Annotated in this window: 27 protein-coding genes, 1 tRNA gene and 1 rRNA gene; 13 read left to right on the top strand and 16 right to left on the bottom strand. The window is 65.7% G+C overall.

The genetic code is table 11. The annotated features are described in order from the left end of the window. Window positions 1–271: 271 nt before the first annotated feature. The 8 genes from AC3WJR_RS00145 to AC3WJR_RS00110 form a co-directional block, all read right to left on the bottom strand. Complete coding sequence (locus tag AC3WJR_RS00145; RefSeq protein ID WP_492721286.1) at window positions 272–1,798, bottom strand: GH39 family glycosyl hydrolase; 1,527 nt, start codon at window positions 1,796–1,798, stop codon at window positions 272–274. A 217-nt stretch (window positions 1,799–2,015) separates the two neighbouring features. Then, on the bottom strand, window positions 2,016–3,068 hold the full coding sequence (locus AC3WJR_RS00140) for a glycosyltransferase family 4 protein (protein ID WP_492721283.1): 1,053 nt from the start codon (window positions 3,066–3,068) through the stop codon (window positions 2,016–2,018). Window positions 3,069–3,072: 4 nt separating this feature from the next. Further along, complete coding sequence (locus tag AC3WJR_RS00135; RefSeq protein WP_492721281.1) at window positions 3,073–3,648, bottom strand: class I SAM-dependent methyltransferase; 576 nt, start codon at window positions 3,646–3,648, stop codon at window positions 3,073–3,075. Next, window positions 3,645–4,304 (bottom strand): PIG-L deacetylase family protein, encoded by a 660-nt coding sequence (locus tag AC3WJR_RS00130; protein WP_492721280.1) that lies wholly within the window; start codon window positions 4,302–4,304, stop codon window positions 3,645–3,647. Before AC3WJR_RS00130 ends, AC3WJR_RS00135 begins: the two co-directional genes overlap by 4 nt. Continuing rightward, window positions 4,301–5,314 (bottom strand): acyl-CoA dehydrogenase, encoded by a 1,014-nt coding sequence (locus AC3WJR_RS00125; protein WP_492721278.1) that lies wholly within the window; start codon window positions 5,312–5,314, stop codon window positions 4,301–4,303. Before AC3WJR_RS00125 ends, AC3WJR_RS00130 begins: the two co-directional genes overlap by 4 nt. Further along, entirely contained in the window at window positions 5,311–6,405 is a 1,095-nt protein-coding gene (locus tag AC3WJR_RS00120; protein ID WP_492721276.1) for a glycosyltransferase family 2 protein, read from the bottom strand. Before AC3WJR_RS00120 ends, AC3WJR_RS00125 begins: the two co-directional genes overlap by 4 nt. A gap of 208 nt (window positions 6,406–6,613) precedes the next feature. After that, on the bottom strand, window positions 6,614–7,081 hold the full coding sequence (locus AC3WJR_RS00115) for a hypothetical protein (protein ID WP_492721274.1): 468 nt from the start codon (window positions 7,079–7,081) through the stop codon (window positions 6,614–6,616). After that, window positions 7,074–7,826, bottom strand: a complete 753-nt coding sequence (locus AC3WJR_RS00110) for an HAD family hydrolase (RefSeq protein WP_492721272.1) — start codon at window positions 7,824–7,826, stop codon at window positions 7,074–7,076. The genes AC3WJR_RS00115 and AC3WJR_RS00110 overlap by 8 nt, the downstream gene beginning before the upstream one ends. 185 nt (window positions 7,827–8,011) lie before the next feature. Here AC3WJR_RS00110 and AC3WJR_RS00105 point away from each other — a divergent pair, with 185 nt between their 5' ends. The 4 genes from AC3WJR_RS00105 to AC3WJR_RS00090 are packed head-to-tail and all read left to right on the top strand — an operon-like array spanning window position 8,012 to window position 12,724. Next, the gene (locus tag AC3WJR_RS00105) at window positions 8,012–8,494 is read left to right on the top strand and encodes a MarR family winged helix-turn-helix transcriptional regulator (RefSeq protein WP_492721270.1); all 483 of its coding nucleotides are present in this window, start codon (window positions 8,012–8,014) and stop codon (window positions 8,492–8,494) included. After that, window positions 8,491–9,924 (top strand): efflux transporter outer membrane subunit, encoded by a 1,434-nt coding sequence (locus AC3WJR_RS00100; protein WP_492721268.1) that lies wholly within the window; start codon window positions 8,491–8,493, stop codon window positions 9,922–9,924. The genes AC3WJR_RS00105 and AC3WJR_RS00100 overlap by 4 nt, the downstream gene beginning before the upstream one ends. Next, a complete protein-coding gene (locus tag AC3WJR_RS00095) occupies window positions 9,921–11,186 on the top strand; it encodes an HlyD family secretion protein (protein ID WP_492721266.1) in 1,266 nt (421 codons plus the stop codon). The genes AC3WJR_RS00100 and AC3WJR_RS00095 overlap by 4 nt, the downstream gene beginning before the upstream one ends. Beyond that, a complete protein-coding gene (locus tag AC3WJR_RS00090; RefSeq protein WP_492721264.1) occupies window positions 11,183–12,724 on the top strand; it encodes a DHA2 family efflux MFS transporter permease subunit in 1,542 nt (513 codons plus the stop codon). Before AC3WJR_RS00095 ends, AC3WJR_RS00090 begins: the two co-directional genes overlap by 4 nt. A 16-nt stretch (window positions 12,725–12,740) precedes the next feature. Here the strand turns inward: AC3WJR_RS00090 and AC3WJR_RS00085 are convergent, their stop codons facing one another. Further along, window positions 12,741–13,643, bottom strand: coding sequence for a LysR family transcriptional regulator (locus AC3WJR_RS00085; RefSeq protein WP_492721262.1), 903 nt, complete (start codon window positions 13,641–13,643; stop codon window positions 12,741–12,743). Between the two features lie 108 nt (window positions 13,644–13,751). On the opposite strand from AC3WJR_RS00085, the gene AC3WJR_RS00080 reads away from it, so the two are divergent. After that, window positions 13,752–15,890, top strand: a complete 2,139-nt coding sequence (locus tag AC3WJR_RS00080; protein ID WP_492721261.1) for a malate synthase G — start codon at window positions 13,752–13,754, stop codon at window positions 15,888–15,890. Between the two features lie 28 nt (window positions 15,891–15,918). Here AC3WJR_RS00080 and AC3WJR_RS00075 read toward each other — a convergent pair whose 3' ends face one another. Genes AC3WJR_RS00075 through AC3WJR_RS00065 form a run of 3 tightly spaced genes read right to left on the bottom strand, consistent with a single transcriptional unit; the run spans window position 15,919 to window position 17,223 of the window. After that, window positions 15,919–16,518, bottom strand: a complete 600-nt coding sequence (locus AC3WJR_RS00075) for a septal ring lytic transglycosylase RlpA family protein (RefSeq protein WP_492721259.1) — start codon at window positions 16,516–16,518, stop codon at window positions 15,919–15,921. Window positions 16,519–16,566: 48 nt separating this feature from the next. Then, the gene (locus tag AC3WJR_RS00070; RefSeq protein ID WP_492721258.1) at window positions 16,567–16,800 is read right to left on the bottom strand and encodes a DUF3253 domain-containing protein; all 234 of its coding nucleotides are present in this window, start codon (window positions 16,798–16,800) and stop codon (window positions 16,567–16,569) included. Window positions 16,801–16,854: 54 nt separating this feature from the next. Next, on the bottom strand, window positions 16,855–17,223 hold the full coding sequence (locus AC3WJR_RS00065) for a cupin domain-containing protein (RefSeq protein ID WP_277967895.1): 369 nt from the start codon (window positions 17,221–17,223) through the stop codon (window positions 16,855–16,857). Between the two features lie 112 nt (window positions 17,224–17,335). On the opposite strand from AC3WJR_RS00065, the gene AC3WJR_RS00060 reads away from it, so the two are divergent. The 4 genes from AC3WJR_RS00060 (at window position 17,336) to AC3WJR_RS00045 (ending at window position 20,254) form a co-directional block, all read left to right on the top strand. Further along, window positions 17,336–18,835 carry a PAS domain S-box protein gene (locus tag AC3WJR_RS00060; protein WP_492721256.1) on the top strand — a complete coding sequence of 500 codons (1,500 nt, stop codon included), beginning with the start codon at window positions 17,336–17,338 and terminating at the stop codon, window positions 18,833–18,835. A 153-nt stretch (window positions 18,836–18,988) separates the two neighbouring features. Next, window positions 18,989–19,246, top strand: a complete 258-nt coding sequence (locus AC3WJR_RS00055) for a GlsB/YeaQ/YmgE family stress response membrane protein (protein ID WP_354283886.1) — start codon at window positions 18,989–18,991, stop codon at window positions 19,244–19,246. 58 nt (window positions 19,247–19,304) lie between these two features. Next, a complete protein-coding gene (locus AC3WJR_RS00050; protein ID WP_492721255.1) occupies window positions 19,305–19,916 on the top strand; it encodes a general stress protein in 612 nt (203 codons plus the stop codon). 29 nt (window positions 19,917–19,945) lie between these two features. Beyond that, complete coding sequence (locus AC3WJR_RS00045; protein WP_492721253.1) at window positions 19,946–20,254, top strand: hypothetical protein; 309 nt, start codon at window positions 19,946–19,948, stop codon at window positions 20,252–20,254. 27 nt (window positions 20,255–20,281) lie between these two features. Here the strand turns inward: AC3WJR_RS00045 and glsA are convergent, their stop codons facing one another. Beyond that, complete coding sequence (glsA, locus tag AC3WJR_RS00040; protein WP_492721252.1) at window positions 20,282–21,193, bottom strand: glutaminase A; 912 nt, start codon at window positions 21,191–21,193, stop codon at window positions 20,282–20,284. A gap of 170 nt (window positions 21,194–21,363) precedes the next feature. On the opposite strand from glsA, the gene AC3WJR_RS00035 reads away from it, so the two are divergent. The 3 genes from AC3WJR_RS00035 (at window position 21,364) to AC3WJR_RS00025 (ending at window position 24,190) form a co-directional block, all read left to right on the top strand. After that, window positions 21,364–22,044 (top strand): nicotinamidase, encoded by a 681-nt coding sequence (locus AC3WJR_RS00035; protein WP_492721251.1) that lies wholly within the window; start codon window positions 21,364–21,366, stop codon window positions 22,042–22,044. A gap of 190 nt (window positions 22,045–22,234) precedes the next feature. Further along, a complete protein-coding gene (locus AC3WJR_RS00030) occupies window positions 22,235–23,884 on the top strand; it encodes a Na+/H+ antiporter (protein ID WP_354283876.1) in 1,650 nt (549 codons plus the stop codon). A 111-nt stretch (window positions 23,885–23,995) separates the two neighbouring features. Continuing rightward, on the top strand, window positions 23,996–24,190 hold the full coding sequence (locus tag AC3WJR_RS00025) for a hypothetical protein (RefSeq protein ID WP_492721249.1): 195 nt from the start codon (window positions 23,996–23,998) through the stop codon (window positions 24,188–24,190). 76 nt (window positions 24,191–24,266) lie between these two features. Here AC3WJR_RS00025 and AC3WJR_RS00020 read toward each other — a convergent pair whose 3' ends face one another. Next, entirely contained in the window at window positions 24,267–24,587 is a 321-nt protein-coding gene (locus AC3WJR_RS00020) for a hypothetical protein (protein WP_492721247.1), read from the bottom strand. Window positions 24,588–25,124: 537 nt separating this feature from the next. Here AC3WJR_RS00020 and AC3WJR_RS00015 point away from each other — a divergent pair. Further along, the gene (locus tag AC3WJR_RS00015; RefSeq protein WP_492721245.1) at window positions 25,125–25,859 is read left to right on the top strand and encodes an HPP family protein; all 735 of its coding nucleotides are present in this window, start codon (window positions 25,125–25,127) and stop codon (window positions 25,857–25,859) included. Window positions 25,860–26,256: 397 nt separating this feature from the next. Here the strand turns inward: AC3WJR_RS00015 and AC3WJR_RS00010 are convergent. Then, window positions 26,257–26,333: transfer RNA gene (locus AC3WJR_RS00010), tRNA-Met, on the bottom strand. A gap of 86 nt (window positions 26,334–26,419) precedes the next feature. Beyond that, window positions 26,420–26,534: ribosomal RNA gene (rrf, locus tag AC3WJR_RS00005) — 5S ribosomal RNA — on the bottom strand. Window positions 26,535–26,671: the final 137 nt, after the last annotated feature.

Raw genomic sequence — 26,671 nt, 5'->3', positions numbered from 1 at the left:
AATCCAGAACCAAGCAGAACAACCGCCGGCAGTTCTCGTGACTCCTGGACTCCCGCCTTCGCGGGAGAACACCTATGGTTTTGCGCAGGTCATATGAATTCCGGAACTCCGGGTCGCGCAAAACAACGATGGTTCGTGACGCCACCAACCCACCCGTTCGTTTCGAGCATAGTCGAGAAACCTGCGCTGTGCCCGGCTTCTCGACTATGCTCGAAGCGAACGGATAGGGGATTCTGGCGAAACAGCGTTACGCACCGCTTAACAGCGCAGATCAGCCCCCGACCGGCTCGACCGTCACCAGCACCACGTCGTTGGTCCGCATCGGCAGGCGCACATCATACCGCCCGTCCTTCGCCACGCGGACGGTGCGATCGATCTCGGGCGCGTCCACCGTCAGGCGTTGCAGTTCCGCAAGCTGCGCAGGCGACAGCGCCTTGGGCGACCCCATTTCTAGATAGCGCGAATGCGCGTCATTGGCGTGGAAGCCGGTACGCCGCACGGTCAGCCGATACGATCCCGCCGCAAGATGCGTCAGCCGTACCGCAGCCGCAGTCGACGGCCTGGCCGGCTGCACCTTGGTAAAGAACGGACGATTGCTCACGGTCTGCACCGGCTGGGTCCAATCCCACAGCAGGACGCGCGTCCGCTTCCCCTCGGTCGCGGCGAGCGCCTGACCGTCGCCAGTGGCTACGTCGCGCCCGTGCAGCGCATTCAGATATTTGTACGCGAACCACGCGGGCTTGCGGATGCCCTCGCGGTTCATCAGCCCGAACCCGCCGTGGAACGGCGTCGGCGGCGGCCCCGCTTCCTCGAACAGGTCGCTATAGGTCCAGTAGCTCATCCCCTGCGCGATCCCGCGCGTCGCACGCAGCTTGGTCAGGATGAACGGACCGCTGACGTAGGAATCATGCACCGGATCGCGCGGATTGTAGCTTGCGCTCCATTCCGAGAAATACAGCGGAAGCCCCGGAAATTTGGACGCCTCGATCTGCGCGCGGACTCGCCGCACGTCGCCCGTGACCGAATCCGGATTGGGCGACAGCTTGTTGTCGTCCTCTCCGCGCTCGTCGAGGAAACCGCCGTCGACGCCGTAAGTGTGCGTCGTCACGAAATCGATCGGCACGCGGTGCTCTGCGGCATAGTCGAGCAGGTCGGGGATCCATGCCGCGCCTGCGGTCGCGGGGCCGCCGACGCGCAATGCGGGATCGATCGCCTTGATCGTCCGCGCGGTCGATTCGTACAGCCGCAGGTACGCGGCCTTGTCCGCCTTCTCCCAGAAACCGTCTAAATTGGGTTCATTCCAGACCTCGAAGAACCATTTCCGCACTTCGGCTGCGCCATAACGCGCACGAACGTGGCGGATATAGGCGTCGATCAGCGCCGCCCAGCCGTCGGGACGTGGATGCGACGTGTTGCCCTTCCAGTAGAAGATCGTCTGTTCCGACGTCTTGAGCGCGCCCGGCGTAAAGCTCAACTCGACGAACGGCCGGATCTTGCGCGCGAGCAGCGCGTCGTAAAGCTGGTCCATCTTCGTCCAGTCGTACGTCGTCTTGCCGTCGCGAACCTTGACCGTCCCCAGCGCGTCGCTGAAAATGTCGTGGAAGCGCACGTACCTGAACCCCAGTTCGCGCGCCGCGACGTCGAGTTGCGCAAGGCTGTCGGGCCGGATCAGCGTCCCCGAATAGTCCGCGCCGACCGAAAGGTCGAACGACCGGTCGATCGGTGCCCCCGCGCGCGCCACGTCCACGGCGATCACGCGCTCCGTCTGGCCCGGCCCGCCCGCCGTCTGTGCGGTCACGGGGGCCGCCACTATGCCGAGCGCCCCCGCTATGACCGCCAAACCGCAACGGGCACCGACCAAAGGTCGCAAAGCGTGTGTGGTCATCGGTATCCTCTGCGCGCGATAGATCGTGTCGTGCCGACCTTACGTCATTTCGGCCAACAGAACGAAGTATTTCACATATGCAAATTCAGTTTACTGGCAAGCATACGACGATCGTTCTAGGCAACCTTCATCATCTTTGCCGTACGCGTTCCGCCTTTTTCGCCAGCAGATCGACATACAGCCGGTGATAGTCCGCCGCCATCCGGTCCGCCGAGAAGCGCACCGTCACGTCCGCGCGGCAGGCGGCACGATCGATCCGGTCGATCCGCCCGATCGCGGCGACCGCCTGCTCCGGCGTATCGACGACGAACCCGGTCTCGCCGTCGCGGACGATGTCCGCCATCGACCCGCGCCGGAACGCAATCACCGGCGTTCCACACGCCAGCGCCTCGACCACCGACAGCCCGAACGGCTCCGCGAAATCGATCAGATGGAGCAACGCCATCGCCGACCCGAGCGCCTCCAGCCGATCCTTGCCCCCGAGCGGCCCATCATAGCGCACCGTCACCCCGTCGATATGCGGGCGAACCTCTTCCTCGAAATACCGCTGATCCTGGACGATTCCTGCGATCCGCAACGGGATTCCCGCCGCCTTCGCCACCCGGATTGCGACCGCAGTGCCCTTGTCCGGATGGATCCGCCCGAAGAACAGCAGCGCGCGTTTCGGTTGCGCCCCGAACGGGAAGGCACCCACGTCGATCCCGTGCGGGATCGTCGCGGCATAGCGCAGCTCGGGGCTGCGATCGGTCTCGCTGATCGCGACGTAATCGACGTCGTGCTGATATTCGGACAGCATCGGCAGGATCCGCTCGGACGGCATCCCGTGGACCGTGGTTATGATCGGCGTGCGGATCATCCGGCTGAACGCGAGCGGCACGAAATCGGCCTGATTGTGGATGATGTCGAACTGGTCCGCGCGCTCCATCACATGCGCGACGTGGCGCATTTCCCACACCTTCGCGTCGATCGCGGGATCATCATTATACGGCCGCGGCACCACCCCTGCGAGCGTCCCCGACGTCGCGCTGTCGAGCGTCGCGAACAGCGTCACGTCCACCCCGCGCGCGACCAGCGCTTCGGTCAGCAGGCTCGTCGCGAGTTCCCACGGGCCGTAATGGTTCGGCGGCGTGCGCCAGGCGATCGGCGCGAGCATCGCGACACGGATCGGGGCGGAAGTCGTCATAGGATCAGCCCCGGACATAGGATTGCACCCGCCACCGCCCGGTGCGTTCGTCGCCGGCACTGCGCCACGCGACCCCGCTCGCCGCCAGGAACCGCGCGTGGAGGTGCGCGGCATGCTGCACGAAGTCGGGATAATCGACGCGGTGATGCGCCAGGATCAGCCGCCCGCCCCGGCGCACGGCAGCGGCGAGGTCGCGCGCGACCTGCCGCATGTCGCGCGGCGACAAGTAGTAAAGCACTTCCGCCACGACCGCGGCATCATAGACTTGGCCCGGGAACCGCCCGGGCAGCACCAGCCGCCGCACCCGCACCCCGCGCGCATCGCCAACCGCACGGCGCACCAGATCGACCCCGCTCTCTGCCCCCTCGGTCGCATCGAGCCGCAAGGCCCGCCGCGCCAGCGCCACACTGTTCGATCCGTTCCCCGCAGCGATCTCGAGCACGCGACCGACCGGCCCACTCCCCAGGCCGTGGAGGATTGCGCTCCGCTTATGCGCCTCATCGCGGTTGGTGAAGGTGCTCCACGGGTCGGCATTTCCGGCAAATTTCTGCTCGAACCCGGCTAGGTCGATCGGCTTCATCGGGCAGTCTCGCGATACCGTTCAACGGGATGGGCAAAGGCGGCGAGTTCGCGGCGCGAGATGGTGAACCCGCCCGGATCGTCGTCGATCATCCCGAACTGGCTGCGATAGCGCAGGATCACACCCCGCTTCGCCGCCGCACCGTCCGTCCCGAGCACGAAGCCGTGCGTCGCGGGGCGCGCCCGCACCTGGCGGTTGGGCCACACCAGATACTCAAGCCGCCGGATCGCCGGGCAGTCGGCGGCGACGCTCGATACGACGCGGTGATCGGGATGATCGTCGTCGCGCGCAGGCATCACCAGCAGGTCATGCCCGCGCGCCTGCGCCAAGGTCCGCGCAAGCACCCGCCGAACCGCACCGCCGCCCGCGCCAAGCTCGCCATCGGGCAAAGCCAGAAAGCGGACGTCCCCCGCACCGATGCCGATCCCCCGCAACGCGCCCCGCGTCTCGCGCGCGCGCATCGCGACCAGTCGCGCGCGCGGCCATGTGCGACTGTTGGGGTGCGACCCCGCCCCGTCAGTGACGATGATCACGCGCACCCGCGCACCACGGCGTCGCAACAGCCGCATCAGGCCGAACGCCCCGATCACCTCGTCGTCGGGATGCGGCGCAACGACCAGCACGCTCCGCACCCCATGGAGCCGAAGCGTCTTCACAATCCAGGCACCAGCACGGCATCCACCACGGCCTTGCCCACGCGCATCCGCTGCACGTCGGGCGCGGGTTGGCGGAGATAGACCATCAGATCGGTCATCGCCGCCGACAATGGATGCGCGACGAACATCCCCGACACGCCGACCGCCTGTTGCGCCAGCGTGATCGCCCGTTCGGCAGCCGACGCCACCGCCAGCCGCGCCGCCGCGACACGTTCGATAAAGCCGGGTTCTGACCAAGTCGCCGCGACCGCCCGCACGGCATCCGCCGCGGCTTCCGCCGCACCATACAGCTCCGCAAGCCGCCCGAGCTGGTGCGGATCCTCGCCCCGCCCGGTCGCGACCAGATGATCGCGGACATGGTCGAACACCCCCGCAACGCCACCCGCATGGCAGGCGACGAACCGTAGCGCGCCCCCGCTGAAATAGGGTTCGCGCGCATAGTCGCCGGGTTCACCGATCGTGCGGAAGGTGGCGGGGTCCGCACCGTTCCACCGCACGACATGCGTCTGCGAGCGTTCCATGCCGACGACGTCCCACCACGTGCGGTCGACCTCGGGCGTGGATGCCGCCAAATCGATCAACAGCAACCGGTGTCCCTCCGGCGTATCGGCCCCCGCCAGCGCGTGCGTGAGGAGGCCGCATCCCGAGGCGAAGCTCTTCCCGCCGTGCAATCGCCCGTCGACCACGCGCAGCGGTTCGTCGACCAGTGCCGCGTTCCATACGCCGAACAGGCTGCCCTGCCCCGCCATCGCGGCGACCGCGGCGGGATCGTCATACCGCCCAATGATCTGCATCGCATCGACATGCCCCTCGAACACGCGCGCAAGCGGCAGGTCACGGCGTCCGATGCGGTAGAGGAAGCGCAGCAATGCTAGCATCTCCGCCGGATCGCGCGGATCGCCCGCCACTGGCAGCAGCGCGTGGAGCGCGCGGAGCGTCTCGGCCATCGGTCGATCGTCGGCCCGCGTGCGCGACAGCAATGGATCGAGCAGATCGGACAATATGGTCATGCGTCCGCACCCGCATGGCGCAGCAAAAGCGCGGACAACGCCGCCTCCGCCGTGTCGAGATCGACCAGCCGTTCGCCGCCGGGAATGTCGGGGACCACCTGCATCGCAAAACTTTCGGCATTGGGTGCGGCGGACGCCACCGCGAGGATTTCCGCGACCGGACGGTGCAGCGCCGCCGCGAGGGACTCGGCGGTCGTATCCAGCATCGGGCAGCCGGCCCGAGCCATCGCATGACGCGCATAACGCCACGCGACATCGTCGGGATGCGCCATCCGCGCGGACGCACCCGCCGTGCGATCCATGTCACGCAGATGCCCCGCGAGCCCGCCGAGCGCACGACCTTCGCGCCGGGTCGACGTTTCCACCCGGATCGTGCCGTCGCGGCGGACCCGCAAGCCGAGGCGGTGTGCGGTGTCGACCAACCGTCCGTCCTCGCCCGCGGATACCGGCTCGAACCCGCCGAGCGCGTCATAGGTCTGCGCCGAACAGGCAAGGCTCGCCGCGCTGGTATAGTGATGCGGGCGTGCGCTCTCCCACGGAATCGGGTCGAGCAGTCGCCGCAACCGCGCCAGTCCATCGTAATAGGCTTCGATGCGATCCTGGACCGGGCTCGGCATGCCCCCGCTCCGGACGATCAGGCCGACGGCAACATCGGCAATGTCGAGCGCAGCGAGATTGGTCGCCACCCAATCGGGCGCAGGCACAGAGTCCGCATCGGTCGACAGCAATATCCCGCCCGCGCCGACCGTCTCCAACCCCAAAGCCATCGCCGCCGCTCGCGCACGCCCCGCGTTGGGCGTCGCGTCCGCCGCGATATGACGGGTGACGATGTCGTAGGGAACGATCGCACGATGCGCCGTCACGACCCGTTCGCTTTCGTCGGTGCAGCCATCGAGCAAAAGGCACAGCACGAAGGCTTCACTGCGCTCCTGCGCCGCCAAACCCGTCAACAAGCGCGGCAACAAGGCCGCCTCGTTACGCGCGGGCACACAGATCGCAATTCTTGCGGGTGCCTGGGAGACTTGCGCTTCGACCGGACCACGCCATGCCGCACCGCGATCGGAATGGGTACGGAGTTCCAAGGGTGACATCGTGCGTATGATCTCGCTTTCGCAATTCAAACGCCGCGACGTCGCAAAAAGATCAACGATGCCCAAAAAGTTGAACGTCCGAAGATCGTGGCTCCAATCCGAATGCCAACCGCGCACGGCTACTCGCGCTTCGGCGGATGTCTTCACGGACTGTTCTACTGCGACATTTCGTAGAACAGCCCGGAAGGCACGATCGTTTTTCGATCCATCAACCCGAGCCGGGGTGTTCCGATTCCGCCGCGTCTGCACCGTCCTTGCCCGTCGTCCCGGATGCTTCAGCCGCCGCCACCCCCGAAGTGTCGATCACTTCGATCGGTCGCCCTGCGGCAACGGCGGAACGGGGATATTCGGAGACGTCCTGCTGATCGGGCCCGGTCGGCCCCGACTTTGCATCGGTGTCGCCCGTCGTATCGTCGCGGTCGCCCCGCGTGGTCGCATTGTCGGTTTCCGATCCCTCGGTCCCCGCTTGCCCACCGCCGTGATAGCCGATGTCGGTCTGGCCGCCGTGCCCGAAGAACCCGCCGACGCTGCTGTCGCCGTCCTTGCCGGTGTGGGGGTTCTGATAGCTGCCGCCGCCGCTGTCGCCACCCTCGCCCCGGCCCGGTGCGTTCACGCCATCGGGTTTGCCCTTGTCCTGCTCGTTCCCGCTGACGGGGGTTGGCACTGTGTCAGTCATATCGATCTCCTGGAACGTCTTCTCTAAGGGGTGCGGGCTCGGCATCGGTCTCGACCGTTGCAATGATCGGCGACGCATCGAAGTCGGCAAGCAATGCGGCAACGTCGTCGTAAAAGGCCACCGCCCCCGCCGCGCGCAGCACATCGTCCGGGAACTTGCCCGACCGCACCGCGATCGTCGCAATCCCGTTCTTGCGGGCGGCTTCGACGTCGTACGGCGTATCGCCCACCACGATGACCTCGCTCGCCGTAACCGTTTCCCCCTTCTCACCCAGCGTCTTGCCCAATTTCTCGAGCGCGACCGCGAAGATGTCGGGGGCAGGCTTGCTATTCTCGACATCGTCCGATGTGGTCGACGTCGCAACCATATCGCGCACATCGAGCAGATCGAGATAGTGTTCGAGGTCTTCGCCCGATGCGGACGACGCGAGCACGACCTTGATCCCCGCGCCGTGGACCCGGGCCAGCAAATCGCGCGCGCCGGCGAAGGACTTCACCTGAACGATGTAGCGATCCTTGAACGCGGCCCCGTGCGCCTTCCCGAGCGCTTCTTGCTCGGCTTCGTTCTTGTCCGGAAGCAAGGTGGGGATCAGCATGTCCGTCCCCTTCCCGATCTGATCGTGAACGGTCTGGTCGTCGAACGCGGCACCGATGTCGCGAAACACGTCCTGCCATGCCGCCACATGCAGGTCGTTGCTGTCGACAAGAGTCCCGTCGATGTCGAATAATACCGCTTTTACTGCCATCAGATACCCTTGCTGCCGCCCGCCAAGCGAACCGTGAACCTCCTCAACGCGTCGATCCCGTGACCGATCCCCGCGCGCGCGTGGGCACCATGGTCTGCGCCAGGGGAACGTACGATTGCACGGCGCGCACTTGCACAAATGTTGCTGCAATGTATCTGCCTCTGCAGCTAATGAGGTAGAAGATAATGGCGGTGTTCAACGTCGAGGATTGCGCCGCCAGCCGCGCACCCGGACGGATGTTGCGGCGGCTCGACAAGACGATGTCGGCCTATGTGGAGTCCCGGATCAACGGCGGCGAGCTGTCCTACCAGCAATGGGTCGCGCTCAAGGTCGTGCGCGACGGGCTGGTCGCCACTGCGGGCGACCTAGCGCGTGAGCTGGGGATTACCACGGGTGCGACGACGCGGCTGATCGACGTGCTCGAAACCCGCAAGTTGCTCGCGCGCGATCGCAGCGGTGAGGATCGCCGGGTGGTTGGGCTGCGCACGACCGACCTCGGCAGCGCAACCGTCGAGAAACTCAAGGGCGACGTCGTCAGCGCATGGAACGAAGTGATGGCACCCTTTTCGCAAACCGAGGCCAACGCGTTCGTCGAAATGCTCGCGCGGATCCTCGCCGAGGCCGAGCGCGTCGCGGGAATTCTGCCGATCGTGGAGAACGACCAGTGACCCGTTCGATCGGACTGGCCGCGCTCGCCGCGGTGCTGCTGTCATCCTGCGCCGCCGTGCCGCACGATGCCCCGCAAGTCGCACAGGTCCAGCCCGCCACGCTCGGGCTGTCACCCGTGTCCGCACCGATCGCGCAGGATTGGTGGACCACGTTCAACGATCCACAGCTCGATCGGCTGGTGGCGATGGGCCTGGCCGACAATCCGTCGCTCGATCGCGCGCTGGCGCGGGTGCGGATGGCGCAGGCGACGCTCGGCATCCGGCGCGGCGACCAGTTGCCGCAAGTGACGCTCGACGGCCAGTCGATCTACCAGCGCTTTCCCGACCGCTCGCTCTACCCGCCGCCCTATGCGGGCAACGCCTATCCGGTCTCGACCGTACAGGCGAACCTCAGCTGGAACCTCGATCTGTTCGGTCGCCAGCGTGCCTTGGTCGCGGGCGCGCGGGCCGACGTCGCTGCGGCGGCACTGGATGCGGCGGCGGCACGGCTGACGGTGTCGACCTCGATCGCACAGGCCTATGTCGGCTTGGCGCGCGCAGACCAGTTGATCCGCGTCGCCGACAGCTTTGTCGCGACCCGGCGACAGGCGCTGGGCTTCATCAATTCGCGGATCCGCAACAAGCTCGCCAGCCAGTTCGAACTACGCCAGGGCGAAACCCTGCTTGCGGAAGCAGAGCAGGCAAAGACCCGCGCACTGGCGCAGCGCGAGCTGCTCGTCCACGCGCTTGCCGCGCTGGTCGGGCGCAGTGCGGATTTCTACCCGCAGATCACCAACCCCAGGCTCGCCTTCGATGCGCCGCCGGTCGTGCCCGACATGCTGCCCGCCGATTTGCTCGGGCGTCGTCCCGATCTGCTCGCAGGCCAGGCGCGGATCGATTCGGCGGCAGCGGGACGCCGCGTGGCGCGCGCGGACTTCCTGCCCAACGTCAATATCCAGGCGCTCGCAGGGTTTGCCGCGCTCGGTCTCGGCAGCTTCTTCGATCTCGGCGCGCGGACCTATGGCGCGGGACCGGCGATCCACGTGCCGATCTTTGAGGGCGGCAAATTGAAGGCACAATATCAGGGTGCGACCGCCGCGCTCGACGAGGCGGTCGCCGCTTATGACGATGCGGTGCTCGGCGCGGTGCGCGATTCGGCCGACGCACTGACGCAAGTCCGCGCGTCCGATCAGGACGCCGCCGCGCAACGCCGCGTCGTCGCGGGCCTGCGCGAGACGGTGCGGCTCGATCAGGTGCGCGTCTCGACCGGCCTCGGATCGCAGCTCGACAGCATCGACGCGGGCTTCCGTCTGCTCGAGGCCGAACAGGCGCTCGTCGGGCTCCAGACCGATGCGCTGACGCGCCGTATCCAGCTCATTGCCGCGCTCGGCGGCGGTTTCGATCCATCTTCGCCGCCCCGCGCGGCGGCTCTTGCGGACAAGGCTTCATGAACGACCAGACCCCCACCGACTGGAAGCGCAAAGCGGAAAGCGCCGAGCGGATCGATCCGGTCGTCGGCCCCGAGCCCGTCGCCGCCGAACCGTCGCCGCCCGAAGCGACTCCGATCGATCACGCTGGCCGCCGCCGTACGCGGACCCGGCGGATCGCCTTCGGGCTGATGGGTCTGGTCGTGCTGATCGGGCTGATCCTCTACGGCATCAGCGTCTTCACCGCGCCGCCGACTGAGGAAACCGACGACGCCTATGTCGCGGGCAACGTCGTCTCGGTCACTGCGCGCGACGGCGGGACCGTCCTCGCGCTCCACGCCGACAACACCCAGTCGGTCAAGCGCGGCCAGCCGCTGATCGACCTCGATCCGGCATCGGTCGGCGTCCAGATGGATGCGGCGCAAGCCGCGCTCGGTCGCGCGGTCCGCGCGGTGCGCTCGACCCATGCACAGGTCGACGAAGCCGGCGCGGAGATCGCCCAGGCACAGGCCGAGCTGTCGCGCACGCAGAACGATTACGGCCGCCGTCAGGGCGCCGCGCGCGATGGCGCGATCTCGGGCGAGGAGCTGTCGCACGCCGCCGACGCGGTCACGTCCGCCCGCGCCGCGCTCGCGCTCGCGCGCGCCAAGCAGGCGCAGGCGGCGAGCACCGTCGCGGGCACCGACATCGCCAACAACCCGCAGGTCCTCGCCGCGATCGCCGACGTGCGCCGCGCCGCGATCGACAGCAGCCACATGAAGATCGTCGCGCCGGTCGCCGGCATCGTCGCGCAGCGCACCGTCCAGCTCGGGCAGCGCGTCGCGGCGGGCACGCCTTTGATGGCGGTCGTCCCGCTCGACAGCCTGTGGATCGACGCCAATTTCCGTGAAACGCAACTCCAGCATCTCCGCGTCGGGCAACCGGTAACGATCACCGCCGACGTCTACGGCAAGGCCGTCACCTTCCACGGCAAGGTGCTCGGGCTCGGCGCGGGCAGCGGCAACGCCTTCTCGCTGCTTCCGCCGCAGAACGCCTCGGGCAACTGGATCAAGATCGTCCAGCGCGTCCCCGTGCGGATCGCGCTCGATCCCGCCGAACTGCGCGCGCACCCCTTGCGGATCGGGCTGTCGGTCAACGCGATCGTCTCTACCTCCAACCTGTCCGGCCCGATGGTCGCGGGCAGCACCGCCCCCGCGGGCGGCACGCAGCAAAGCCTCGACGGCGGCCCCGAAGTCGACGCGATGGTCCGCCGCATCATTGCCCAGAACCTCGGGCGCGATCGGTGAGCGCCCCCGCCGGTGCGGGGGCGGCCCCGCTGCGCGGCGCGACGCTGGCGATCACCTCGCTCGCGCTCGCGCTGGGGACCTTCATGCAGGTGCTCGACGGGACGATCGCCAACGTCTCGCTCCCGACGATCGCGGGCAACCTCGGCGTCTCGACCGACAATGGCACGTGGGTGATCACCTCCTTCGCGGTCGCCAATGGCGTGACCGTCCCGCTGACCGGCTGGCTGATGCAGCGCTTCGGCGTGGTGCGAACGTTTACCGTGTCGGTCATCCTGTTCACGATCGCGTCGTTGCTTTGCGGCCTCGCCTGGGACCTGTCGTCGCTGATCGGCTTCCGCATCTTGCAAGGCGCGGTATCCGGGCCGATGATCCCGGGCAGCCAGGCGCTGCTCATCTCGATCTTCCCCGCCCACAAACGCGGCACTGCGCTCAGCATTTGGTCGATGACCACCCTCACCGCACCGGTGCTGGGGCCGGTGCTCGGCGGATACATCTCGGACAATTACCACTGGGGCTGGATCTTCCTGATCAACGTCCCCGTCGGGATCGCCTGCGCGTTCGTGTCATGGCGTTCGCTCGCGAGCCGCGAGACCCCGACCCGCAAACTACCAATCGATACGGTCGGGCTGATCCTGCTCGCCTTCTGGGTGTTCAGCCTGCAGACGATGCTCGATCTCGGCAAGGATCGCGACTGGTTCAACAACCCGCTGATCGTGATCCTTTTAGTCTGCGCGATCGTCGGGTTCGTCGCATGGCTGATCTGGGAACTCACCGACGGCAATCCCGCGGTCGACCTGAGCCTGTTCCGCAGCCGCAACTTCGCGTTCGGAACGCTGGCGCTGTGCCTCGGCTATGCGCTGTTCTTCGCCAACAACCTGCTGCTGCCGTTGTGGCTGCAGGCGCAGATGGGCTATACCGCGACCTGGGCCGGGTTCGTCGCGGCACCAAGCGGGATCGTCGCGGTGATCGCGACGCCGTTCATCGGGCGGCTCAAGATCGATCCACGCTGGCTGACGACGATGGCGTTCCTCGCCTTCGCCGGGTCCTATTTCCTGCGATCGCAATACACGCCCGATGCGAGCTTCTGGACGCTGATGTTCCCGCTGCTGTTGCAGGGGCTGGCGATGAGCATGTTCTTCGTGCCGCTCGTCACCATCTCGTTCGACGGCATCCCGGGCGAGCGCGTGCCATCGGCGAGCGGTATCTCGAACTTCGCGCGGATCACCGCGGGCAGCTTCGCGGCGTCGATCATCACGACCTCATGGGATCGCCGCGAGGCGCTCCACCAGACCCGGCTGACCGAAGTCAGCACGCCCTATTCGCCAATCTACCGCCAGGCAGTCGAGCAACTCCAGGCGGCGGGCATGTCGCCGACACAGGCGGCGGGGTCGATCATGCGACAGATCGTCAACCAGTCGTATCTGCTGGCGTCGGTCGAGCTGTTCTGGATCTGCGGATGGATGGCGGTGGTGATGGTCGGGGTGATCTGGCTGACGCGACGTCCGGCCCCGAGCGACATCGTCGTGGCGGCGGACTGACCGGCCCCCGTCCGGTTTACGGGCGGGGCCGCACCGCATCCCACGAAGCATCCGCCAGCGTCTCCTGAAGGAACGCCACCAGCGCGGTGATCGCGGGCGGAGTCGACGGTCCACGCGGATACACCGCATGGACCGCGAGATCGTCCGGTCCCTCCCACCCTGGCAGCACGGGCACCAGCGCGCCGCTGGCAAGCGCCTGCTCGACATCCCACAGCGAGCGCAGCGCGATTCCTACCCCGGTGATCGCCAGCTCGCGGATCACCTCGCTCGAATTGGTCCGCACATGGCTCTCGCCCTCGACGGTGAAGCGCCGCCTTCCCTTGACGAGCCGCCACGGCATTTGCCCGGCGGCGGCGAGCAGATGATGCTGCGGGAGCGCCTCGATCGTCGCGGGCGGGCCGTGCCGTTCGAGGTAGCGCGGGCTGGCGCACAACAGCCGACGACTGCCACCGAGCCGATGCCCGACCAGATTGGGCGGGATCGTCGTCGCGATCCGGATCGCGAGATCGTAGCGCCCCCCGTACAGGTCGACCGTGTCGTCCGAAAGGTCGAGCTCGAGCCGGACCCGCGGATAGTGCGCCAGAAAGGCGTGCAGCTTGGGCGCCACGTGCAACCGCCCGAACGACGTGGGCGCAGACATCCGCACGGTCCCAGCGGGTTCGGACCGAGCCCCGATCAGGCGGCTCTCCGCATCGCGGACGGCCTGCAGGATCGCGGCGACGTCGTGGTGGAAACGCTCTCCTGCGTCGCTCAGCGCCAGCTTGCGGGTCGTGCGATGAAACAACCGCACGCCCAGCCGCTCCTCGAGCCGTGCCAGTCGCTTCGAGACCATCGCAGGCGAAAGATGCATCGCGCGCGCCGCGGCGGACAGACTGCCGCCCGCCACGATCGCATCGAAGACGTCGTAATCCGGATCCATTCGTTCTTCTCATGAACAAGTGTTTCGACGTTTGATCGGCTGGCGTCGAAATTGGCAAGCGCCTATTCCTGCCCACACAGTCCCGATCATGTCCCGAGGATCGTCCCAATGACACAGCCAGCAGATCCGTCGCCTGCGACCAGCCCGCACGGCGTCGACTATCAGCACCGCGCCGGCCTCCAGGTCGCAGCCCCCCTCGCCGCATTCCTCGAAACCCGCGCCCTCCCCGGCAGCGGCCTAACGCCCGATGCTTTCTGGCAGGGGGTCGCCGACATCTTCGCACGCTTCGCCCCCGAGAATGCGCGCCTGCTCTCGGTACGTGATGCGTTGCAGGCAAAACTCGACGCATGGCACACCGAGCATCAGGGCGCGGCGTTCGACGCTGCCACGTATCGCACCTTCCTCCAAGACATCGGCTATCTCGTCGACACGCCGGAGCCGTTCACGATCGCGCCCGAGAATGTCGACCCCGAGGTCGCGCAGCTTGCCGGCCCGCAGCTCGTCGTCCCGATCCTCAACGCGCGTTTCCTGCTCAACGCGGCCAATGCGCGCTGGGGCAGCCTGTACGACGCGCTCTATGGCACCGACGCCCTGCCGGGCAGCGCCACCGGGAGCGGTTACGATCCCGTCCGCGGCGCGGCGGTGATCGAATGGGCGAAGGCCTTCCTCGACCGCGCGGTGCCGCTCGCCGACGGGTCGTGGAGCACGTGGACCGGCGACACGCCGGTGCTCGCCGATCCCGACCAACGCGTCGGACAGGCGGGCGACACGATCCTGCTGCGCCATAACGGGCTGCACATCGAACTGGTGATCGACCGCACGCATCCGATCGGTCGCGACGACCCCGCCGGGCTCGCCGACGTGGTGCTGGAATCCGCCCTCACCACGATCGCGGACCTTGAGGATTCGATCGCCGCGGTCGACGCCGAGGACAAGGTCGCGGCCTACGCCAACTGGCTCGACCTGATGCAGGGCACGCTGGAGGCGCGCTTCCACAAGAACGGGCGGACGATGACCCGGACGCTCGCGCCCGACCGGGAGTATGTGCGGACCGACGGGACGCCGCTCGTCCTGCCGGGGCGCAGCCTGATGTTCGTCCGCAACGTCGGGCACCTCATGACGACCCCAGCGGTCCTGCTGTCGAACGGCACGCAAGCCCCCGAAGGCATCCTCGATGCGATCGTGACGTCGCTGATCGGAGCGCACGACGTCAACGGCGCGCGGACCAACAGCCGCGCGGGATCGATCTATATCGTGAAGCCCAAGATGCACGGCCCCGAAGAAGCGGCGTTCACCAACCGGTTGTTCGACGCGGTCGAGGATCTGCTCGGTCTGCCGCGCCACACGGTCAAGGTCGGCGTGATGGACGAGGAACGCCGGACCAGCGCCAATCTCGCGGCGTGCATCGCGGCGGTGAAGGACCGCATCGTGTTCATCAATACGGGCTTCCTCGACCGGACCGGGGACGAAATGCACAGCGCGATGCGGGCGGGTCCGATGGTGCGCAAAGGCGAGATGAAGCGCGCCGCGTGGATCCAGGCGTATGAGGATCGCAACGTCCAGATCGGTCTGGCGAGCGGTTTTGCGGGTCGCGCGCAGATCGGCAAGGGGATGTGGGCCGCGCCCGACCGGATGCACGACATGCTGCGCGACAAGATCGCGCACCCCCAAAGCGGCGCGACCACCGCCTGGGTCCCGAGCCCGACCGCGGCGACGCTCCACGCGACGCATTATCACGACGTCGACGTTGCGGCGCGCCAGTCGGCGCGGCGCGACGAAGGCATCGCGCCGCTCGAAACGCTGCTCTCGCTGCCGCTCGCGACCGGGCACAACTGGCATCCCGACGAGGTGCGCGAGGAACTGGAGAACAATGCGCAGGGGATTCTCGGCTATGTCGTGCGCTGGATCGACCAGGGGATCGGTTGTTCCAAGGTGCCCGACATCCACGACGTCGGCCTGATGGAAGACCGCGCGACGCTGCGGATCTCGTCGCAGCATATGGCGAACTGGCTGCTCCACGGCGTCGCCACGCCGGAGGATGCGGACGCCGCGCTGCGGCGGATGGCGGCGAAGGTGGATGCGCAGAATGCGGGTGATCCGCTGTATCGCCCGATGGCCGCGGACCCCGACACCAACCTCGCCTTCCGGGCGGCGCGGGCGCTGGTGTTCGAGGGGCTGACCCAGCCCAACGGCTATACCGAACAGCTGCTCCACCAATTCCGCGCCGAGGCCAAGGCCCGGGGCTAGGACGCAACGCCCTCCCGATCCGCGCGGTTCAGAACCGCCGCGCGGATCGTCCGGTCAGCGACATCCCCGCCGCGGACAATTGGCTTTGCAGCCTTCCGACGGCCTGATCCGATTCGGGCGGCAAGTCGCGTGCAGGCTTCCCCTTGAGCAACCGGCGGCGGTCGGCCTCGCTCGGCTCGATCCGCCGTACGCGCACCGCGGCGTGCCCGCCCTGCCGGATGCCGAGTGCCTCCGCGGCGCCCTGGGACAAGTCGATGATCCGCGCCCCCGGCACGAACGGCCCGCGATCGTTGATCCGGACGACGATCCTGCGCCCGGTCGCGAGCGCTGTTACTTCGACATAGGTCGGCAACGGCAACGTCTTGTGTGCGGCGGTGATCCATTTCGGCCGGAACCGCTCGCCATTGGCGGTGCGGTTCCCGGACTCGCTCCCGTACCAGCTTGCGTAGCCTAGCATGTCGTAGGTCGGGTCCGCCGCCGGAACCAGCGTCACGCCGCGCACGACATAAGGTCTGCCGATCTTGACCAGCGCGTCGCTCGGCGGTCGGTAATTTCCGCCCGCGCAGGCGGACAGCGCGAGCAGCGTGGCGGCGATTGCGCCGCTCCGCAGGGTCGTACGACTGGACATGGCGGTCTTTTAGGCACGCTTGCCGATGGGCGGAAGGTCTTTCCGGGCTCAGTCCGGTCGACCGATCCGATATGGCCCGGCCCGTGTGGGCAGCGCCTGCCCCTTCCAGCTTAGCCGGATGACGCCTTCGTCCACCAATTGATCGACCGCGTCGTGCACCGTCGGCATTTCGCTTCGCCAGTCGCCGTCCGTTGCCACCGCGCGGGCCACCTCGCTCGGGCAAACCGTCGCCCCCGGAGCGCGCTTGGCCAGAAGCGCCAGTGTGGCGTCGCGTGCGGTCATGGCGGCGATCGTCTTTTGTAAGTGCCCGGACGCACCGCGTCCGGGCAGGTTGGATCAATCCTCGGCAGCTTCGGCATCGGCCTTGGTCTTGTGCGCGACGCCGGGCTCCTCGGCGGGCGGCGAATAGACGGTGAACAGCTTGAGCGGCGCGTCGCCCTTGTTGATGATGTTGTGCAGCGCGCCCTTGGGGATGACGATCAGATGATTGTCGCTGACCTTCTGTCGGCTGCCGTCGACCACCGTCTGCCCTTCGCCCGAGACGAAGAAGGTCGTCTGGTCGGCGTCATGCGTTTCCTCGCCGATGTCATCGCCGGGTTCGATGTGCATCATCACGACCTGACAATTGTCGTCGATATACACTTCTTTCTGGAAGTAGGTGTTCGCCTCGACCAGCTTGATGATGTCCTTGTTGAATACAGCCACGATGTTTCTCCCGAATGAAGACCGTTAAGCGCTGGATCACCACTGCAAGTTCCACCAAAACACGCGATGATCGCGCGACGGCTCTTCTCGCGACGTACGGCGTTGTCCGCCGATGACCGTCAAGATCGACCCGCCGCATCCCGACACGCGCCCCGACCGCGCGCAACTCCACCGCATCGTCGAAGGGCTGAGCGACGGCGTCGTGCTGATCGAGCCCGACGGGGAGATCGTCTGGGCGAACGAAGCCGCGCTCGTGATGCACGGCTGCACCGCGCTGTCCGACTGGGGCGGGACGGTGAAGGGCTATCAGCAGGCGTTCGATCTGCGGCTGCGCGACGGCCAGCCGATGCCCAAGGCGGCCTATCCGATGGCGCGGCTGTGCCGTGGTGAATCGTTCGAGGACGTCGTCGTCGACGTGCGCAAGGCCGGACAGGAGGAACCCGACTGGGTCCACCGCGCGCGCGGCTTCGTGCTGGACCGCGACGGCAAGCCCGACTGCCTCGTGCTCATCATCGGCGATGCGACCGAAGCCTATGAGGCGGGCGAACGCTTCGAGAGCATGTTCAACGCCAACCCTGCCCCGGCGTTGATCGTGCGCCTCGCCGACCTGCGCTACGTTCGGGTCAACGAAGGTTTTCTCGACCTGTCGGGATGGGAGCGCGATGCGATCGTCGGGCGGTCGGTGTACGAACTCGACATCCTCGCGCAGGCGGCGGATAGCGACAGCGCCAAGGCCCGGCTGACCGAGGGCCGGATCGTCCCCCAGATGGAGGCCGAACTCCCGCTTCCCAACGGCGACAGCAAGCTCGTCCTGCTCGCGGGGCACCCCGCCGAGATGCCCAACAACGAAGCGTGCATGATCTTCACCTTCGCCGATCTCGAGCCCCGCCGCCGCGCCGAGACCGCGCTGCGCCAGAGCGAGGAGCGCTTCGCCACCGCCTTCCGCTTCGCGCCGGTGCCGATGCTGCTGACCAGCCTCGACGGCCACCGCATCCTCAACGTCAACCACGCCTTCCTCGCATTGACCGACTGGGGCCTCGAAAGCGTCGTCGGGCGCAAACCCGCCGAGATCGAGCTGTTCGAAACGTCTGCAACCCGGCGCGAAATCGAGAAAAAGGTGGCCGAAAGCGGGTCTTTTCGGGGCTATGAAGTGCAGATCAAGACACGAACCGGCTCGCTTGTGACGTGTCTGGCGTCGGCCGAGACGGTCACGATCAACGGGCAATACTGCATTCTCGCGGCATTCCAGGACATAAGTGACCGTAAACGCACCGAACTCGACCTGATCGGCGCGATCGAGGGGGTGATGCAGGATTCGAGCTGGCTCAGCCAGAAAATCATGGACCGCCTCGCTGCGCTACGCGGGCCAACCCCCCGGCCCGGCACGACAATCCGCTCGGTCGAACTGACGTCACGCGAACGCGAAGTGCTAGCCCTCATCACCCGCGGCAAAAGCGACGACGCAATCGCCGACGCCCTCTCCCTCAAGCGCAACACCGTACGCAACCACGTCGCACGGCTCTACGCCAAGATCGGCGCGCACAGTCGTGCGGAGGCGATCATCTGGGCGCGCGACCGCGGCCATCAGCTGAGCTTCGAACCCGTCGATTGATCGCCCGCAAGCAAAACACCTAGGTGAAACTTTCTGCATCAGGAGGCGCGCGGGCACCCATGCAACAGGTGCCCGCGCATCTGTGGTGCATTGATCCTTAACCCTATTTTCCAATCATCCGGGCAGGTGCCCGATTTGAGAGGAGAACATCACATGTCCATTCTTGCATGGATCCTGCTGGGCTTGGTCGCCGGTTTCATCGGCAGCAAGATCGTCAATCGCAACGGCGAGGGCCTGATCCTCGACATCATTCTGGGTGTCATCGGCGCGGTCGTCGGCGGCTTTCTATTCAACCAGTTCGGTGCAGCAGGCGTCACTGGCCTCAACCTCTACAGCCTCCTGGTAGCCGTCGTCGGCGCGATCGTCGTGCTGGTGCTCTACCACATGGTGGTCCGCACCACTGTTCGCTGAACCGCCCTACCGCTTTCAAACCTACCGGTTGGGGCTCGGCCGGATACAGGAGCATATCATGACACAGACCATCACAGGCTTGTTCGACCATTACGACGACGCCCGCCGCGCGGTGCAGGATCTCGAAGCAGCCGGAGTCGCACACCGCGACGTCAGCATCGTCGGCCATGACAAGCGCGGCACGGCCGGCGACACGAACGACGTCGGCGAAGCAGCGGCGGAAGATGCCGGAATTGGTGCGGGCCTTGGTGCCACGGTCGGTGGCGTCGGCGGCTTGCTCGCAGGCATTGGTTTGCTGGCAATCCCGGGGATCGGCCCGGTCGTGGCAGCTGGCTGGCTCGCCGCAACCGCAGTCGGTGCCGCAGGTGGTGCAGCGATCGGTGCAGCGGCAGGCGGCCTGGTCGGCGCGCTGACCCATGCGGGCGTGCCCGAGCAGGATGCGCACGTCTATGCCGAGGGCGTCCGTCGTGGCGGAACGCTCGTCACCGCCAAGGTCGATGAACCGCTCGTCCAGACCGCCCGCAACATCCTCGGCGACGACACTTCGGTCGACGTCTCGGAGCGTCGCGATGCCTATCGGTCGCAGGGGTGGAATACGTTCGACGACACCGCCCCGGCCTATTCTGATGCCGACATGGCGACCGAGCGCGGCCGTTACACGCGCATCTGATTTCCCACTCTACTGAAAGGATGACGCATATGCGTATCTCGACCCCATTGCTGCTCGGCGTCGCGCTGTTGGCAACCCCGGCGATCGCGCAGAACGCGCCCGCCAAGGACAATCACGTCGTCAAGGACACGCACACCGTCAATGACGGTGGCGCACGACGCGGCGCGAATTCGTTCACGCAGAACCAGGCGCGCGAGCACATCGCCAAGTCCGGTTTCGCCAATGTCTCGGCGCTGTCGAAGGACGCGCACGGCGTCTGGCGCGGCACCGCAACCAAGGCGGGCCGAACTGTTCACGTCGGGCTCGACTTCAAGGGCAACGTGACGACGGCCAAGTAAGCCCGCGTATCTCGGGCCGGTGTTCGCTTAGGCGATCGCTGGCCCGAATACCGACGACCCCGTCCGCGCCGCGAGCATTTCCAGCGCGCGCACGCCGAGAATCGAATTCCCATGCTGGTCGAGGTTGGGCGACCATACCGCGATCGCGGCGCGCTCCGGCGCAATCGCCAGGATGCCGCCGCCGACACCGCTCTTGGACGGCAGTCCGACCCGCACCGCAAAATCGCCCGAACCATCATAATGGCCACAGGTCATCATCAGCGCGAGCACCGTTCGCATCCGTCGCGCCCGTTCCATCTCCGCATCATCGTCCGGCTGTAGCCGCGTATGCGTCAAGAACCGGCCGGCAAGCGCAAGCCCCGAACAATCGACCGAGATGGCGCACTGTTTGCCGTAGGCATCCATGATCTGGTCGAGATTGCCTTCGATATTCTCGTGATGCTTCATAAAGCTCAGCATCGCACGATTGAGATCCCCGCCCTCGCGCAGGACCTCCTCATCGAGCGTGACCTCCCGGCCTTCGACTTGCTCGCGAACGAATTCCACCACCGCATCTCCGCGCTGCTCGGCGGCGACGACCATGTCGACGACGACCAGCGCGCCCGCGTTGATGAACGGGTTGCGCGGAATGCCGTGGGTCCGTTCCAGGTCGACCAGCGAATTGAACGGATCGCCCGACGGCTCGCGCCCGACCCGGTCGAACACCTTGTCGCCCAGATGCCGCAGCGCGAGGTCGAAGGCGAGCACCTTGGAGATACTCTGGATCGGAAAGGCGACGTCGGCCGCGCCCGCCGTCAGGACGGTATCGGCGGTTGCGATTGCGATGCCGAAGCGACCGGGCTTCGCGTCCGGGTCCTTTGCCTCCGCCGACGCCTCAATTTCGGAAGCCTTGGTGTCGATCTCGTCGGCGATCTCGCGGATAATGGTCTGCAAATTCATGCCCACGGAACGTATGGCTGCACGGATCGGGTCCACCGCTGCGATCCGCGCATATGGTCCGGGAATGCGTCGAGTCCCTTGTGGCCTGGCCCGACCATATTCCCGTGATAAGAGCGGTATCGCAACAGGCTGCCTTCAGAAACCAGCTACAAACTCCGCGGGGCATCGCAATGGATATCGAGCAGCGTGTCATGGACGAGCCATTCTCCGGATCCGACGTGCTCATCATTGTCGATCCGCAAATCGACTTTTGTCCAGGCGGCAGGCTGCAGGTTCCGGAAGGCGACACCATCATGGCAGGGATCGCCGCGCTTGCACCGCGTTTCCAGCATATCGTCGTGACGCAGGACTGGCATCCCGCTGGACATCTGTCCTTCGCGAGCAGTCATCTCGACCGACAGCCGTTCGATGTGGTCGCCATGCCCTATGGTGACCAGGTCCTGTGGCCGGATCACTGCATTCAAGGAACGCCCGGTGCAGAATTCCACCCGGACGTGCTGGGCGCGGTCGAACGCGCCCACCTCATCATCCGCAAAGGCTACAACCCCGAAGTGGACTCCTACTCCGCCTTTTTCGAGAATGACCAGACGACGAGGACGGGTCTCGCCGGTTACCTGCGGGACAAGGAGGTTCGACGGTGCGTGTTCGTCGGGTTAGCCTATGACTTCTGCGTGGCCTGGTCTGCCCTCGATGCGCGACGCGAAGGCTTCGAGGCGTGTATTCTCAAGGAGTATACGCGAGCGATCGGAATGCCGGTGCAAGGTGGCACCTCCGTCGATATTGCAGAAGCGCAGTTCCGGGAGAGGAACGTTCGGCTCGTTTCATCGACGAACGCTCATCATCGCTCGTGATTTCAACGGCTCCCCGAACAATGCTAATGCGCGGACGGCATCGAAGTGTATGGCTATATCCGTGCCGCCCGCGTGATTGAGCCGCCTCTCCTGCCTTCCCCGACGGCGTGGCGTGTTGGTTCTACCTTTCCAACGGAACCGTCGGCGCGCCGGAACCTTACGCATAGGGACCATCAGGAGCTGCTACGTTTTGGAAATTGTTACCCTTTGCCTCTTTCTGCTGCTGGCAGTCGTTGTCAGCGGCGTTGCTTCGCGCTTGTTGCCGTCTGCCCTGCCGCGGCCTCTGGTGCAGATTGCGCTCGGTGCGGTGATCGGTGCCGCCGCCACGCCGTCGGTTGAACTCGATCCTGAATTGTTTTTCCTGCTGCTCGTGCCGCCGCTGCTATTTCTGGATGGCTGGCGGATCCCCAAGGACGAGTTGTTCCGCGATGGACGCGCGGTTCTCGGCCTTGCGCTGGGTCTTGTCTTCCTGACGGTCCTCGGCCTCGGCCTCTTCATCAACTGGTTGATTCCGGCAATTCCCCTGGCGGTGTCGTTCGCGCTGGCCGCGGTCGTCTCCCCCACCGATCCGATTGCGGTCGCCGCAGTGGCGCAGAAGGTGTCGGTGCCGAAACGCATGATGCACATTCTGGAAGGCGAATCGCTTCTCAATGACGCATCCGGCCTTGTTTGCCTCCGTTTTGCGATCGCGGCTGCGCTGAGCGGCACGTTTTCGATCACGACAGCTGCCGCCACCTTCGCCTGGATGGCGCTGGCAGGGGTCGGCATCGGGGCCGCGGTGACGTGGCTTGCGGTTACGGGCAAGGCGCTGTTCGCCCGACGCTTCGGCGACGACCAGGGATCGAGCATCCTCGTCAGCCTTCTGCTGCCGTTCGGGGCGTACCTCGCCGCGGAGCATTTCCATGCGTCCGGTGTCCTTGCCGCCGCCGCCGCCGGGATCACCATGACCTTTGCAGGCAGCGGTGCCGCAGTGGGTGCCTCGACCCGCATCCGCCAGCGCGCGGTCTGGGACATGCTGCAGTTTACGTTGAACGGGGTCATCTTCGTGCTGCTCGGTGAGCAATTGCCGATGCTCCTGACCGGCGCGCACGGCGCGATCGCCGCGACGGGGCATGACAGCCTCTGGTGGTTGGTGTTCTATGTCATCGGCATCGTCGCCGTCCTGGCCGCATTACGGTTCAGCTGGGTATGGATCTCGCTCCGGTTCACACTGTTCCGCGCCCGCAAGCGCGGCGCAACCATGACGGGCAGCCCTCCGCGGCGCATCATCGCGGCGATGTCGGTTGCCGGTGCCCGTGGCGCGATTACCCTGGCGGCCGCGCTTACACTGCCGCTGACGATGGCAAGCGGCGCACCCTTCCCGGCGCGCGACCTGGTCATCCTGCTGGCGTCGGGCGTGATCCTGACGTCACTCCTGATCGCGGCGATCGGCTTGCCGCTGTTGCTGCGCGGGCTTCAACTCCCGGCGGACGAGGGCCTGGCGAGCGAACGCGATCGCGCGCGGATCGTCACGGCCAAGGCGGCGATTGCCGAGATCGAACGGGTCCAGCACGACCTCGCCGTCAACAGCGACGAAGCGGATCGATATACAGAAGTCGCTGCCCGCCTGATGACGCAATATCGCGAACGGATCGACAGCATCGACATGGATCACGAAAGCCGGGTCGAAGCGGATCGGGACCAGCAAATCGAGCGCGAACTTCGACTGGCCGCGATCCGCGCGGAGCGGCAATCGCTGTTCCGTCTGGCCGAACGCCGCGAAATCGGCATGACCCTCGCCGAGCAACTTGGCAGGGAACTGGACCTGACCGATGCGCGCCTCACGCGGTTCGCCGGATGACGCCGGGCATTCACCTATGCGTGAGCCCGAGCAGACGTTTGCCGGCTAGTCGTATCTACCGGCATCCTTGCACGTCGATGTTCGTTCGTATCCGGTAAGGAGAGTATGATCATGGCGACCACACCAGAAGACGAAGAACCAGGCTTCGAGACCGATGTCGACGAACTGCCCGCCGGTCCGGAAAAAGGACGTGAAGATACCCTCGAGGACAGTCCTGCACCGAACAAGGACGAGAGCCAGGCTACCGAGATGGAACACGTGCAGGAGGAAGCCGCGGAAGAGCGTAAGGAAGGTGGCTACCAATAGCCCTTAGTTGGCCCCGTCCCCGGGTTCTCGTAGCGCGAACCCGGCGACGTGGCTGACGCTTGGACCGATCAGCGTTTCAGTTGCCCTCAGCATCTACCGTGAAAACCATCGGCTTGCCCCGGGACACGGGTTCCCACCCGGCCTGTAAAGCCGCTCGTACACCACGCGTAACGGTAGGGTCATCGATCTGGAGCCGCCCCCGCTGGAGCCCCTTGAGAAGCCGTTTGGGCGCAGGAAACTCGAGCAATGCCGCACGTTGGCAATCGCGCTCGACGAGCGAAACCGTCATTCCTTTCCAACCCTCCGCGTCCGACCATTGCGGCTCTCGTTCGAGTTGCCAGTCATATACGGTGCCGTCGACCTCGATCGTTCCGCTGTTGCTTTTGATATTGGACATGATGGCGACCTAGCATGCCCACCGTCGCTTGCCACCCGTTCGAGGCCCGCCAAGGGTATGGGTACGGCTTGTCCCCGGACCGGTCGTTGCCCGCCAGATCGCGCGGCGCGATACCGCGGCGGCTATATAGATGGACATTCTTTTGAACTCACCCGTTCACGCTTGGATAGTGCTGCTTGGAAGCAGCGTCGGGCAGTGGACAGACCGAATGCAAAACCGTGTTGGATATCTGGTCGCTGGCGCGTTGGGCGTCGTGACACTCTGCTTTGCGGTCGCCGCCGGCTACTGGGAGAACCGCGCCCCGTCGCACGTGGCCTCCAAAGCCGTTGCAGGGGCACCGGTGTCGGATCACCAAAAGACCGAGAGACGCCATGCCCGGATGGCAGAGGTGGCTGCCGCGGGAGCAACGACACAGTAAGGTGTCGATCTCGCAACAGGTCTGAAAGATACGCTCGCGCGGTAGCCGACGGCAATGAACGCCTCGCAGTCGAGCATCGTGCGCCGGAACATATTGGTGCTCATTTCACCGTCCGACGAGTGCTGACCTGGTACGACACCCTCCAAACGACTGCATTTGGACCAGAATGGATGCGACTTCGAATTTTAACGCCCCTTTTGGCGGGCGAGCGCTTACGGGAACGGTTCGTTGGCTCTATCGGAGCGATCACTTGCATCGCGCTGACGATGGCAATTTGCGCGCACCTTTTTCCCGCATCGGATATTCCCGCCATCGTCGCCCCACTGGGTGCGTCGGCGGTTCTTCTGTTTGCCGTCCCGGCTAGCCCGCTAGCCCAACCCTGGGCGGTCGTCGGCGGCAACGTGATCTCCGCGCTGGTCGGCGTAGCAGTGTTCCGCTTGATCCCGGACATGGTCGTCGCAGCAGGCACCGCAGTCGGAGCCGCAATTCTGGTCATGTCGCTACTTCGGTGCCTCCACCCGCCCGGCGGGGCCGCTGCGCTCACGGCAGTGATCGGCGGGTCCAGCATTCACGCGGCCGGATACGGCTTCGCGCTTGTGCCGGTCGGCCTGAATTCGGTTGCCCTGGTTCTGCTAACTTGTCTTTTTCACCGCGCGACAGGGCGTTCTTACCCGCACCGTCCAGCCTTGACGCCAACCGCCATCGCGGCATCGGCGACGGCTGCCGGTTTCCATCCTGGCGACATCGATGCCGCTCTGGCGGACATGCACGAAAGCTTCGATATCAGCCGGGAAGATCTCGACGTTCTTCTCTCTAGGGCAGAATTGCATGCTCGCGAGCGCCATAACGGCTGAGGGTGGATTGTATGGTCCCTTACGGAATAACCGTGAATGAATGCCGGTGGATCATGCTTACGCGCACTCCTCCATGATCAGAGCCGCACTGGGGCACGCTCGGCGGGAGGGGTAGTTAAGCCTCCTCCAGCCGTGATCTCATTGGCAAAACTTTGTCGCGCTCGGCGCAGTTGCAACTGTCACGAGGAAAAGCTCGGTCGCTTTTCGCGGAGCATCGGACGCCGAAGAGTTGCGCAGCAAGGCTTCGGAGTTCGTGCCGCGCTCGATGAAAGAGTGATGATCTATCACCGACACAAGCGTGGTGCGGAAGAACCTATCCCAGCGAACGTTACTGATCTCATCGTGTTTGCCACAAACGACAACGCCGCCCGTGAGGGCGGCATTGTCGTTTAGCGTTTGGTTGCGGGGACAGGATTTGAACCTGTGACCTTCAGGTTATGAGCCTGACGAGCTACCGGGCTGCTCCACCCCGCGACGGTTCCTGTGAGGGAACGAGGGTAGATGACATGTAAATGGGTTCTTAGAGATACGAGGTGTACACGCTGCTCACCGGCTTCAATGCCTGGCGACGACCTACTCTTCCATCACTTAAGTGATAGTACCATGGGCGCAGTCAGGTTTCACGGCCGAGTTCGGGATGGGATCGGGTGGGGCACTGACGCTATAGCCACCAAGCAATGGAGCCGGTGAACAGCGAATTAGGTTCGTATCTTAAAATCGGTGCACGCTTTACGGTTGTCTGAAGATGGTAGTTGTTAATCAGGCGTTGCATTTGATCATCCGCCAGTCAGCGACATCTGGTTTTCCCAGGA

The sequence above is a fragment of the Sphingomonas sp. FW306-05-A genome (assembly GCF_058782275.1).
Note: the sequence above shows the minus strand (reverse complement) of the source record. Positions and strands in the feature narration are given on the sequence as shown.